This is a genomic window from Terriglobus roseus (assembly GCF_900105625.1).
Taxonomy (GTDB): domain Bacteria; phylum Acidobacteriota; class Terriglobia; order Terriglobales; family Acidobacteriaceae; genus Terriglobus; species Terriglobus roseus_B.
The window spans coordinates 458,475-471,444 of record NZ_FNSD01000001.1 but is presented as its reverse complement, the minus strand read 5'-3'; the positions used below and the strand labels follow the sequence as shown (position 1 = coordinate 471,444).

Sequence of the window (12,970 nt, the reverse complement as noted above, 5' to 3'; positions counted from 1 at the left end):
AGGCGGCAGCCTGCGCAGTCCCCGCCGTTTCGAAATCTCCACCGTGATGACCGATTGCTTCTAAGGCGTCAGCGCCTCCGTGCGCTTGACCTGAAACGATCTTCCCGCGTTCCGTGTTTTGAGCGATGGCTGGGATCCGCCAATATAGATCCGGTACCTTCCAGCATTCAGATTGCGTTGGCCGCTGTCATTCACGGTCCCCATTTGCTGCGGTGTCAGGATGAAGGAGAGTTCGCGTTCCTCTCCCGGCTGCAATGTGACGCGCTGCACACCTTCGAGCGCCAGTCGCGGTGCGCCGCGCTGCTGCGGTGGTTGCAGGTAAAGCTCTGCAACTTCTCCACCAGCGACACGCCCGGTATTGCTTACTTTCACGAGGGCAGTAATCTGTGTGGTGCTGCTCGCGGTCGAGCTCGTGAGGCGAACGGCACCATAGCGGAAGCGGCTATAACTCAAACCGAAACCGAAGGGGTATAGGACCGGACCATCGAAGTACCTGTAGGTGCGATGGGCCATGCTGTAGTCGGCGAAAAGTGGCAAGTCGGAGACGGAGCGATAAAAGGTAATGGGCAGCCGTCCGGAGGGGTTGGATTTCCCGGACAGGATGTTCGCAATGGCCTCTCCGCCTGCTTCGCCGGGATACCAGGCTTCCAGCATCGCCTTGGCCTTCTCCACTTCGTCGCCGGATGCGACCGCTGAGCCGGAAGTGAGCACCACGATCAATGGCTTGCCAGTCTGCTGCAGTTGGCGGAGCAGCGTGCGCTGAGCCTCCGGCAGGTCCAGACTGGTGCGGTCACCACCGTTAAAACCTTTCAACTTCACCTGGAGTGCCTCGCCCTCCAAGTCAGGTGATAAGCCCACAAAGGCCACGATCGCATCTGCCTTGGAGGCTGTTTTCACGGCCTGTTCCAACAGAGCAGACGCGGGCGGTTCCCATTCCAGCGCGACGCCTTCATCCTCACCGGTGTGGCGATACTCCAATCGCAGGGCATGCGACTTCTGATCCGCAAAATTCAGAGACACACGGTCTGGATCGGCCTTCTCCCCACGGTTATCGAGAACAAGCTTGTCGTCGATATACAAAGCGAAGCTGTCATGAGTCTTGCAATCCCAGCACCGCTCGACATTAACGCGTAGCACGTATTGCCCTGACGCCGGAGGTAGAAGGAAGCCGGTCCATCGGGCGCTGTACTGCTTCGAGGTCAGCGCTGGGGTGAGTGCGACACGATCGATGTCATACTCCACCCTTTCGACAGTCGCTTCCTCGACTGGCGCACCGCCCGGCATCCCTGCATTGAAGTATTCGGCGTGAAGCCCGCGCGCCGCGTCTTCATTCGGGTTGAGCCGTAAGGCATCGCGTGGCACCGGTGCGGAGACCCCCTCCGCCAGCAGGCTTCCCTGGGCGTACTCCACGTGCGCGAACGATGATCGGAGGGCGTCGAAAGGCGTGACTGGGTTGCGCGCCGTTCCGTGATAGTTGGCTTCCAGAACCTTCAGCGTGTCAGCTGTGGGACCGATCACTGCGATGCGCTCCGTCGCTGCGTGTAACGGCAGCGTGCCGTCATTCTTCAGAAGCACAATGGACTCTTCCGCCGAACGCAGTGCCAATGCACGATGCGCTGCGGAGTCGATCTCTGAGGTGGCAATCTGCCCATAGGGAGAGCACGATGGCGCATCCATCATGCCAAGTCTCACGCGTGACAGAAAAAGTCGATGCAGCGAAAGGTTCAACGTGGCCTCGCTTACGAGGTGTTGTTCCAGGCTCTGTTGCAAAGCGGCATAAGTCTTGCCGCAATCGAGGTCAACACCAGCGTTCAGAGCTGCGGCAGCAGCGTGGGCTTTATCGGGAGCATAGTGATGGTAGGCAGAGATGTCTCCGACGGCATCGCAGTCTGATACGACATACCCCTTGAAACCCCAATCCTGCCGCACCATGCTCTGCAGATTCGTAGCGCTCGCGCAGGAGGGTGTTCCATTAATTTCGTTGTAGGAGCACATCAGCGCGGCAGCGTTCGCCTGACCTGTGAGCACATGGAAGGCATGCAGGTAGGTGTCGGCAAGATCGTGAGGCGATACGACAGCATTGAAGCTGTCGCGACCCTCCTCTGGACCGCTGTGTGCCGCGAAGTGTTTGGGTGTCGCGTCGGCCTTGCGATAGAACGGATCGGCTCCTTGGAGACCCTGCACGAAACCTGTCGCTAGCGTGGCCGTCAGGTAAGGATCTTCGCCATAGGTCTCCTGCCCGCGCCCCCAGCGTGGGTCGCGAAAGATGTTCACGTTCGGTGACCACATCGTGAGGCCGCCATAACGCGGCGAGTCCTTCTCTTCGCGAGCGTTGAACTTCGCGCGAGCTTCGGTCGACACCGTGTCGCCGACCTGCTTCAGCAACGGCGCATCCCACGTGGCGGCAAGGCCGATCGCTTGCGGGAAGACCGTCGCATACCCGTTGCGGGCAAGTCCGTGCAGACCCTCATTCCACCAGTTGTAGGCGGGAACATTCAGCCGCGGAATCGCCGGAGCACGATCCTGCAGCTGCGCAATGCGTTCTGCAATACTCATCTTCGCAATGAGCGCATCGATCGAGCGATCAATTGCCTCCTGTGACTGCTCGCTGAAGCAGACAGCAGGTGTCTGGGCCTGGGTAAGGGTACTGCCGATCAGCAGACCGATAGAAGCCAGCAGCAATCTTGCGTTGGGGAATCTCTGCCTGAAACACATACTGCATTCTCCAACATGGAAGCGGTCGCGCGACAGCGTCAGGGGTCGAGAAGGCAGAGCCCATGGAACCGCCGCTTACGCAACTCCTCGCGAAGGGTCTGGTGTGTCATGTCGTGACACCCGGTTTCGTTCCTTTGCGTGACTACTCACAAATGTCTCCAATGTGCGCAAGATTGGCACGGAGCACACCCGTGCGGTTCGCAGGGCCTGGCGTGGAAGTCTGTCATTTGGCCATTTCGCTTACGATCATCGGACGAGCCAAAGTTACGGCAAAAGGGAGGTGGCGTCCTTGAGAACGTCTTTCTTGCAGCACCAGGCTGCGCGTGTGCTGGCCGTGTCCCTCTTGTTTGTTTCAGGGACATCGATGGCTATGACCGCGCAGGACGCCAGCCCATCGAGCGCGGTTTGGATCTCGACACCAAGCGGTTCCCCTTGCCCCACCAATTCGTTCACCTATTTCCGGCGCGAGGTGAATCTTGCCTCGCTACCTGCGGATCCCACGCTGCATGTCGCCGCGGACAGCAACGCGCACGTGTGGATCAACGGCACCATCGTCCGTCGAAAGGTTACGCGGTACGCCGAGCCGCTGATCACGACGGAAACCATCGACGCACGCGGCCTGCTGCATGTCGGTGTGAATACGGTGGTGATCCTGAATCACAGTTGGGGTCCAATCGTCGCCTTTCAACGCACCGGTTGCAAACACGCTGGTGTTTTTGTGGCGTCCTCATGGGTAAGCTCTGACGCAAGATGGAAGGTGCGGCACGCCGATGAGTTCGCGGCGAATGAAAAGCAGATCGTAGGTGTTTCAGCGCGTACGGATGGCGCAGGCGACCACCGCATACGCTTCGCACAATTTGTCAACGGTGCTCTCATACCGCCAGCGTTCGCATTCACCAAGGACTTCGACGAGTCCAAGTGGACGAATGCCGAAGTCGTCACCGACGGCCCGTGGCCGGCACATCCCTTGCCAAGTGGAACGCCCGGCCAGCGCGAGCGACCGGTTCTGCCGCGGCTCCTTCTTGCGCAGGGAACCGTCATCGAGCCACACGTGGAGCGAAACGATCCCGTTGCAATTGGATCTGCCATCCTTCACGGCGAGTATCATCCCTTCGGCGCCCAAGCGATGGTCCGACCCTTCGGGGAAGAGACCCATGCGATCGAAGTGAGAGGGCATGCCGGAGAGACTCGCTACATCACCTTCGACTTTGGCCGTCCCGTCCACGGGTATCCCTTCCTATCAGCAACTGCGCAGGGCACCGCTCCGACGATTGATTTTGCATACGGTGAGCTCAATCGATCGCCGCTTACGGGTAAATTCCTGGTGGACACCAACGGTTGGATCAATCCGGAGGCCATCGTTGGTAAGGGGTACATCGATCGCTATTACGCGACAGCAGGTGCGCAACATGTCGAGTTTCCGGAGGAACGCACGGCCCGCTGGCTCACGGTGCATCTCTACTTCCCCAAAGACGGCGTGTTTCGTGTGCGGCAGGCGGGCTTCATCAGCTCGCAATATCCAACGGACGTGAAGGGAAGCTTTCACAGTGGCGCCAAGCGTCTGGATGCTGTGGTGCGCCTCAGCCTGGAGCACGCCATTGTCTCGATGAGCGACACCTACGTCGATACGCCTGGCAGAGAGGACGGCATGTGGCTGGAGGATGCACGACTGCGCGCACAACTCGCTGCGCAGTGGTTCGGCGATGTCAGGCTTCGCCAGCTATTTCTGCGGCTTGCATCAGAAAGCCAGACCGCGGACGGCCATCTCCATCCGTTTCCTCCCAGTAACTATCCCATCCTGTCCAATGCGGACTGGTCTGCCGAGTGGGTTGGCGCGCTCTACGACGACTACCTGTGGACGGGTGAGACATCGCGCATGGTCCTCTACTGGCCGAAGGTTGTGAAGTGGTGGGACCTGGTGCTGTCTAAGGTCGATGGAACGGGGCTTTGGCGTGACAGCAATGTCTTTGCCGACATCCGTATTGGTTCTCATGCAGCGCAGGGGCAATCAAGCGGCATCGCGTCCGCGCAGATTATTCAACGGCTGACGTTGTCCATTGCGATGGCGGAAGCGATCGGTGATCACGATCATGCGGTGGCATGGACGAAGATGCACGATCGTATGCTCGCAGCATTCCGCCGCGACCACTTGGTTCCTGGCTCCGGAAAGGTGCCGTTGCATGTGGACGACGTCGCTGCTCCCGGGCGCACGGATGTGACGCGAGGATACAGTCAGGCCGCACAGGCGATGGCGATTGAAGGGGGCTTGCTTACACCGGAAGAAGCAGCTTCTGATCTTGACTACAGCTTCTCTGCGCCGGACGGCAATCCTACCGACAAGGTTGATCGTTGGAACAACCCCACCTATCTGTATCGTTCGCTGAACGCACTTACCTTGGCGGGTGACGCGAACCGGGCGGTGCGGCACCTGCTTGAACGATTCGCACCCTACCTTCCGGGCGATCCGCGGAACCTGAACCCTGTGATTCTTCAGGGACCGTGGGGCGGCCCACTACCGGAATACTGGGTCAGTCGTGAAGATCTTGGCTTGCAGGACGGAACGCCAAACCCTGCCCAGCCTCTGGATCCTACGGGATCCCACGGATGGAACTCCGTGGCCCTTGTGTGGCTTCATGACAGTCTTCTTGGCGTAAGGATTTCGCAGCCGGGTGGCAGCTTGCTCCAGATCAAGCCGCAAAGCGGTGGCTTGAAATTGGTGGAGGGCACGACCATGACCCCCAAGGGAGCGGTGTTCGTCTCGTGGAAGCCGCAAGCCAGGCGACTCGCGATACGACTTCCGGTTGGAAGCTCTGCAGTCATCACGCTGCCAGCGGAGCTTGCACCTGCCGATCGCTCACGGAACCTTCACATTCCTGTAAGTTGCTCGCGAACCCAGGAGGGGAACTACCAATGCAGCGGTCGAGTCCTTACATTTCGAGCAGACTGAGAGCTGACGCAGCCGGGCATAAAGCTAGGGTTCCGCCATGAGCGGAACCCTAGAGTGTGGAGCGTTGTCTTTCGTCAGAACCCAAGGCGCAGGCTGAATTGGAACTGACGATCTGCGCCGTAAGTCTGACCCTTCGTGGTGCTCTCGCCGAAAGTTCCCGAAGTGTATCCGACGTCCGGGTTGTCTGCCGTTGGATGATTGAGCAGGTTGAAGGCCTCGGCGCGGAAGGTGAGTGCCGTATTTTCATGTCCGGGGACGAGCGTCCAGCTCTTATTGAGAGCGGCGTTATAGCTTTGGAACCCGGGACCGATGATCTGGTTACGTGAACCTCGCCCAGCGAACTTACCCGCGTATTGAGAGGTCAGAACTGCATTGGAGGTCACGAACGCAGAGGTGTCGAACCACTTTTGCGTCCCGGTCTGGCCCGCAAAGCCCTTGATCGTTTGCACCTTTTTGATGATCGGGATGATCTGCGCGCCCGAACCGGGTCCAACACCGGCGAAGTCGACGCTGGTCGTTACGTTTTGCGGTTGTCCGGTCTGGGCCTGAAGAGTTCCAGAGAACTGCCAACGACCGAGCACCGCGCGATTGATCAGGTGTTCCGAATGATTGAACTGGTCGATGTTGTAAACGAAGTTCGCCAGGAACACATGGGTGGCGTCAAAGTCGCTGCGACCGTAATTGATGTTTTTGTCAAAGGCGTTCGGAAGATTCGTTCCGTTGCTCGAACCGAAATCGAACGAACGCGACCAGGTATACGCCACACCGTAGAGCAACCCCTTCGTGAGGCGTCGACGCAGGTTAACCTGCAACGCGTTGTAGTTTGATGCGCCTGTGTTTGTTGCCTGGTTGATGTTAGAGAAGCCCTTGTACGGTCGTAACGCATCCTGATTAATTCCGGGGTTCGCTTGCACTGTTCCCGGCTGAAGCTGGTTGGCATTCAGGATGTTCTCAAGGTGGATGCCTTTGCGGCCGGCGTATGACATGGTTAATACGCCAAGGGCAGGTACTTCCTGCTCAAGAGTCAGGTTCCAGTTGTAGGCTTCGGGGCTGGGATAGTTATAAGCCTGCGAAGAGTAGTTCAGAGGGAAGTTGTTCGCTCCCGCGCCGCCCGGTGAATCCACGCGACCCAGCTGTACGGTCGATGAAGGCTGGAACGGTGTGTTGCCGCCCGTGAAGACATTGTCCGTGATCCCGAGACGCTGGACGTAGCGGCCACCACCTGCGCGCAGGACCATGCCAGGATGCAACTGGTAGGTGAGACCCAGGCGTGGCTGAATATTCGTCTTGACCGTGGGGGAGTACTGGCTGCTGTAGCCGCGGAAGAGGTACGCGTACCCGTTTGCAAGAATGTCGGTTGAGACGTGACCGTTTGCGCTGCTGGGGAAGCCGCTGCCGGGAATAACAACACCATTCAGGCGCTGTTGATCAGTTCCGGTTACGACGCCCGTCACCGGGTTTACAGTTGCGGCAATTCCTGAGTTGTAGTCCTTTTGGCTGAACACGGACTGGTTTCCCCACTTAGCGTAGTAGGGGTTGTACCAGCTGTAACGCAGGCCGGCTTCGATCACCAATTTCGATGTGGCGTGCCATGAATCCTGGGCGAAGCCTTCGTACATCCAGGAGCGGTACAGCGTGTAGGAGCGCTGCCCGATCTCGCCGTACGAGTCAAAGAGACCCAAAGCGGCATTGGCAACGCCGGCATTGCTGGTAGTGCCCCCGGTACGGGTGTCGGTGAAAGTGAACTTACCGTTCTGGTTGTTGGTGGATCCCGGTGTATTCGACACGGTGATCTGATCGAAGTTGTTCTCGCCGGAATACTCCGCAACGACGCCGAACTTAGTTGTGTGATTACCCCATACCTTCGTCAGATTGTCAGCGAAGCTGTAAACGATACCGCCCGATCGAGAGGGATATGGCGTACCGTCCAGAAGGTCAAAGTTAGGCAGCTGGACCGTCGGGATTTTGTTAGGGATATTTTTCGTTGCTGGTGAATACAAGTAGGGGTAATTGATTCCGAATGCAGTGCGGTCCGCACCGCCCTTTGTTTGATCGATGTCGATCGTTACATGATCTGACGCTGCAGAGGCGATTGCTTCGTTCACCATCGATGGATTGATCGTCCACGAGTAGTGCAAAACGGCAATTTGGTTCGGGCGTTGCCAAAGCTGCGGCAGCAGATTGAAGTTGCCGTTGTGGGGAGACACCTGGTTGAACGCGTAGTTCAGGATGCTCAAGCGGATGCGGTGCGGGTCAGAGGGAATCCAATCCACGACGAGCGTATCCTTGCGCTGGTTCTGGATGTTCGGCGCAGAGTCAAGCCAGTTGTAGTTGCTGCCGGAAGCGTTTGGATTAGGAAACGCACGGAGCAGGCCAAGACCGTTGGCACTAAGCTGTGCCGCTGGAATCGTGTTATTGACGTAGGGCACCCCGGTTGTCGGGTCTACGATCTGCTGCACGCCGCTGTAGAAGATATTCGGTCCAAGCAACTCACTGAAGTTGCCCGTACGCATGAGCGCTGTGGGGACCTTGCGGAATATCGTCTCATCCTGAACGTACTTTGTATATTCCTGGCCGAACAGGAAGAACAGATGCGTCTTGCTCTTGTTCATGAAGCCCGGAATATAACCGGGTCCATTGATGTTGAAGCCGTACTGGTTGTACCGGAACGACTGGGGATGCTGTTGAATGTTGAGGGCATTGCCGGGCAATTTCCGCTGCCAGAGGTTGGCGTTGAAGAAGTTATTACGCAGGTACTCGAATGCGGAGCCATGGAATTCCGAGGTGCCGCTCTTCGGCACCATGCGGACTTGACCACCAGCGGAGCGACCGTACTCCGCTTGATAACTGCTGGTGAGGATCTGGACCTGAGACGTGCTATCGACATCTGCCACACCGACCGAGGTACCGTTCGACCGCGTGCGGACCATGGGGGCGCCGTCCAATGTCAGCAGGCTCTCCTGGCTGCGAGCGCCTCCGATGTTCAGGCCGTTGTCGAGACCGAAGGAGAAAGCGGCCATCGGTGAATTTCTTACAACGCCGGGCTCCATCTGCGCGAGGTACATCGGATTGCGGCCGTTGAGCTGGATGCTTTTGACCTGCTCCTGCGTGACGAGCTGACCGACAACCGCGCTCTCTGTCTGAACGGTATTGATGTTCGCTTCAACATTGACAGATACGCCAGTGTCACCGACTTTCAGGACGATATCGACATGCTTGCCGATGCTCGGATCAACAGCGACAGAGCTGAGCGTAGAAATCTGGAAACCTGCGGCTTCAATCTTTACGGTGTATGCGCCTGGCCGCACGTTCGGAACAACAAAGTTGCCGCTTGCGTTGGTCGTGACCACATTGTCGGAACCGGTTGCTTCATTGTGAATGGTCGCTTTCGCGTTCGGTATCAACGCGCCCGACGCATCGGTGACGGTGCCTGACAGCGAGGAACTGTCAGACTGTGCAACTGCGCTCAGGGCGAGCGGGAGCACGAACGAAGCCACAATGAGTGGCCTCGCCAAGGATCGTTTGCAAAACATACTGCCTCCAGAAGGGCGAACGAATCGGCTTTAGATTTCGGAACGTCTTTGAGTGGCGTTTCCGAGACTAGGGCTTTCTACTTATGCGGGAAATGCAAGTCAAGACGTTGAGGCTCTGCTGCGCAAGATGTCGTAGCAAGACCATGATCGGTGATGACATGACCAGCGGGTGCAACCTTCGCTGATCGCTTTTCGTTGCAGCGTTATACGGCGCTGTTGTGCTACAGCGCGGGCATGGCACGAAGGCATCATGTGCGACTTGCATGTCGACGCACGAAAAGGTAGGTGTGACCACACAGGCGAGGGCACTCAGACACCCGGAGGCAGAGAGCAATGTCGTGGAGATGCTCTTGCTAGACAAAGATGCTGGAGCCCAAGCACGCGACGTGAGCCTTCTACTGCGCTTGTATCGAATTTGGATTCGTTCGTCTGCTGATCAGCGTTTGAGTGGTGGGGACGATGGGACTCGAACAGGCGACCGACATCTTGAACGGCTTACTGCAATGGGAAGACGTGGCTTTAGCCTTGCGTTACATCTTCCGTCGGCCAGGCTGGCTGTAGTGCAGGCGCTGGTACATGCATTTCGTGGTGCATAGTCGCTATACTGCTGGCAACGGGCTGCATTCGCGCATCAGTGCGAAGTGGCACTGGAGAAGAGATGAGTCTTACGGAAGTGCGGGACGCTCTACGTCCCAGGAGCGTGACAAAGGTCACGCCGCAAGCGCTGCTGCGAAGCAAGCAAGCTGCCACCCCCATTACAGCCCTTACAGCCTATGACTACCCAACGGCGCGCCTTGTGGATGAGGCTGGCATCGACTTACTTCTGGTGGGGGATTCCCTCGGCACGGCTGTCCTTGGCTACGACAACACACTCAGCGTCACCATGGATGACATGCTGCATCATGCCCGCGCTGTCAGGCGTGGTGTGGAACGCGCCATGCTTGTTGTCGACATGCCATACGGCAGCTATCAGGTCTCCGTGGAGGACACCTTGCGCAACGCCCTGCGCCTTGTGAAGGAGTCTGGAGCCGAGGCGGTGAAGTTGGAAGGTGGCGCAACACAGGCGTCGCGCGTGCGAGCGCTTACAGCAGCGGAGATACCCGTGGTGGGCCACATCGGCCTCACGCCGCAGTCGGTGTACCGGATGGGTGGCTACCAGGTGCAAGGACGGTCGGAAGCGACGGCCGATCAGCTACGCGCGGATGCCCTGGCACTCGAGCAGGCGGGGGCGATCGCCCTGGTCCTCGAGGGCATCCCCCGTGAGCTTGCAGCGCAGATCACAGCGCTGCTCACAATCCCGACCATCGGTATCGGGGCCGGCCCAGACTGCGATGGTCAGATCCTTGTCTTCCATGATCTCTTCGAACTGTCCTTCGCGAAGCGACCGAAGTTTGTACGCTCCTTCGGGAACGGTCGACAGTTCCTTGAGCTAGGCCTTCGAAGCTATCGCGATGCGGTGACAAAAAAGACTTTTCCTAACGATGCCGAAAGCTATCACATGCCCAAAGGCGTATCGCTGCAAGTGACGGACGCTTTACGCGCCAATGAGGTCGTCGTATGCGGATAGTGACCTCGCCCATGGAAATGCGCTCCGCTTGCAGGGGATATCAACGAGGCGTAGTCGAACAATCATTAGGGTTGGTGCCGACGATGGGTGCGCTGCACGAGGGGCACCTGTCCCTTGTGCGCGCATCACGCGAGCGCTGTGATCGCACGGTGGCAAGCATCTTCGTTAACCCGTTGCAGTTCGGTCCGACGGAAGACTTCGCACGTTATCCACGTACCTTCGAAGAAGACTGCACGCTCCTCGAACAGGAAGGAGTCGACATCCTGTTTGCTCCTACACCGGCCGAGATGTATCCCACGGCGATGCAAACCGTCGTAGATGTCCCGGAGATCGGCGGGCGGCTGGATGGTGCGTCGCGACAAGGGCACTTCCGCGGCGTCGCCACGGTAGTCAGCAAGCTCTTCAACATCGTCCAGCCGGACTATGCCTTCTTTGGGCAGAAGGATGCCGCACAAGTCGCCGTGTTGCGCGCCATGGTGCGCGATCTCAACTACGGACTGGAAGTGGTTGTGTGTCCAACAGTCCGCAGGAACAACGGGCTGGCGATGAGTTCCAGGAACCGCTATCTCACCGAATGCGAAGGAAGGGATGCACAGGCACTGTCGCGCTCCCTTCGTCATGTCGAGGATGCGGTCGCGAACGGTGAACGAAGCGTTGCGCACCTTCGCAGCAGCATGATGGGAGACCTGAAGTCTTCTGGTTCATTGCGAGTCGACTATGCGGATCTCGTGCATCCGGAGACGTTGGAGAGTGTCGAAGAACTTCTGCCCGAAACTCTGGTTGCGGTGGCAGCGTGGGTTGGCAAGACACGTCTGGTCGACAACTGCATCGTTGACCTGGGAGAGGCTACGTCGTGAAGATTTTGCTGGGAGTGTGTGGCGGCATCGCTGCCTACAAGTCCGCCGAACTAACACGTGAGTTGCGAAGGCGAGGCGCAACCGTGCAGGTGATCATGACCGCGAATGCAGAGCGCTTCGTAACGCCATTGACCTTCGCGGCACTCAGCGGGCAACAGGTCATGACGTCTCTATGGCAACCTGTGAATAGCGATGTTGCAACCGATGAAGCCCATGGCTTCGACATCGAGCATATCCGTGTCACGCAGGATGCCGATCTCCTGGTGATCGCTCCAGCGACTGCGAACTTCATTGCGACGATGGCCCATGGTTTTTCGGATGATCTCTTATCTTCGGTATGCCTGGCCGCGAAGATGCCAATCATAATTGCGCCAGCGATGAACTCTAACATGTGGTCGCACCCCGCAACGCAATCGAACCTAGTGACCCTGCGACAGCGAAACGTCCACATCGTCGCGCCGGGCAGTGGGGAACTCGCGTGTGGCATGGTGGGCGATGGGCGCATGGCAGAGCCGATGCAGATCGCAGATCACGTCTTTGAGCTTGGACAACGCACATCTGATTTGGCCGGAGAGACCATCCTCATCACTGCGGGAGGGACGCGTGAACCGATTGATGCCGTGCGCTACGTCGGGAACCGCTCGAGCGGGAAGATGGGCTTTGCACTCGCCGAGTCTGCACTCGCGCGCGGCGCGAAGGTGATTCTCATCAGTGCATCAACCGCCATCCCCGTACCTGTGGGCTGTGATCATCTGCGGGTCACGACGGCCTCTGAGTTGGAGCAGCAGGTACTTACGCAGCTAGATCGAGCATCGATGGTTATTATGGCGGCTGCCGTTTCGGATTATCGCGTGGTCTCACCCGCGACGCGAAAACTCAAGAAGCAGGCGAGCCTGACCCTGGAACTCACGCAGACGCCGGACATCCTCCGGCAGGTTGTTCAAGCCCGCGCTGCAGGGACATTGGTGGTTGGCTTCGCGGCTGAGACCGAGAACATACTCGAAGAGGGAAGGCGAAAACTCCGCGAGAAAGGCGTCGACATGATCGTAGCCAACGATGTCTCCGGAAGCGACACAGGCTTCGAGTCTGATGACAATGCGGGCGTAATTCTTTGGGAGGGCGGGGAAGTCAGGTTGCACCGCGCCTCAAAGCGGTCGATGGCAGGACGAATACTCGACCATTTACATGGTGTCAGAAAAGAATCGGTGACACCTGGCACTGATGTCCCCTTAGCGCGAAGTCCCAGTTCGCTTGACCCGATTTTCTCAGGGTAAGTCTGCAACGACTTTGCCGGGCAGCCTTTTTAGGAGAACGCTGGGCTGCCACGCTCGCTGCGCACTTGGCAACCGGC

The 12,970-nt window shown here is 58.3% G+C and carries 6 protein-coding genes; 4 read left to right on the top strand and 2 right to left on the bottom strand.

Features of this window, described 5'->3' with window-relative positions; all coding sequences use genetic code 11:
• Nucleotides 1–60: 60 nt before the first annotated feature.
• Nucleotides 61–2,682, bottom strand: a complete 2,622-nt coding sequence (locus tag BLW03_RS01960; protein WP_244501919.1) for a glycoside hydrolase family 3 C-terminal domain-containing protein — start codon at nucleotides 2,680–2,682, stop codon at nucleotides 61–63.
• Nucleotides 2,683–3,004: 322 nt separating this feature from the next.
• On the opposite strand from BLW03_RS01960, the gene BLW03_RS01950 reads away from it, so the two are divergent.
• Nucleotides 3,005–5,662: an alpha-L-rhamnosidase-related protein gene (locus BLW03_RS01950; protein ID WP_139285063.1), complete on the top strand. Its 2,658-nt coding sequence runs from the start codon at nucleotides 3,005–3,007 to the stop codon at nucleotides 5,660–5,662.
• A gap of 74 nt (nucleotides 5,663–5,736) precedes the next feature.
• Here BLW03_RS01950 and BLW03_RS01945 read toward each other — a convergent pair whose 3' ends face one another.
• Complete coding sequence (locus BLW03_RS01945; protein WP_244501918.1) at nucleotides 5,737–9,177, bottom strand: TonB-dependent receptor; 3,441 nt, start codon at nucleotides 9,175–9,177, stop codon at nucleotides 5,737–5,739.
• Between the two features lie 676 nt (nucleotides 9,178–9,853).
• Here BLW03_RS01945 and panB point away from each other — a divergent pair.
• The 3 genes from panB to coaBC are packed head-to-tail and all read left to right on the top strand — an operon-like array spanning nucleotide 9,854 to nucleotide 12,893.
• Nucleotides 9,854–10,762, top strand: coding sequence for a 3-methyl-2-oxobutanoate hydroxymethyltransferase (panB, locus tag BLW03_RS01940; RefSeq protein ID WP_074652104.1), 909 nt, complete (start codon nucleotides 9,854–9,856; stop codon nucleotides 10,760–10,762).
• Nucleotides 10,753–11,619, top strand: a complete 867-nt coding sequence (gene panC, locus BLW03_RS01935) for a pantoate--beta-alanine ligase (RefSeq protein WP_074652103.1) — start codon at nucleotides 10,753–10,755, stop codon at nucleotides 11,617–11,619. The genes panB and panC overlap by 10 nt, the downstream gene beginning before the upstream one ends.
• A complete protein-coding gene (gene coaBC / locus BLW03_RS01930; protein ID WP_074652102.1) occupies nucleotides 11,616–12,893 on the top strand; it encodes a bifunctional phosphopantothenoylcysteine decarboxylase/phosphopantothenate--cysteine ligase CoaBC in 1,278 nt (425 codons plus the stop codon). Before panC ends, coaBC begins: the two co-directional genes overlap by 4 nt.
• Nucleotides 12,894–12,970 lie beyond the last annotated feature (77 nt).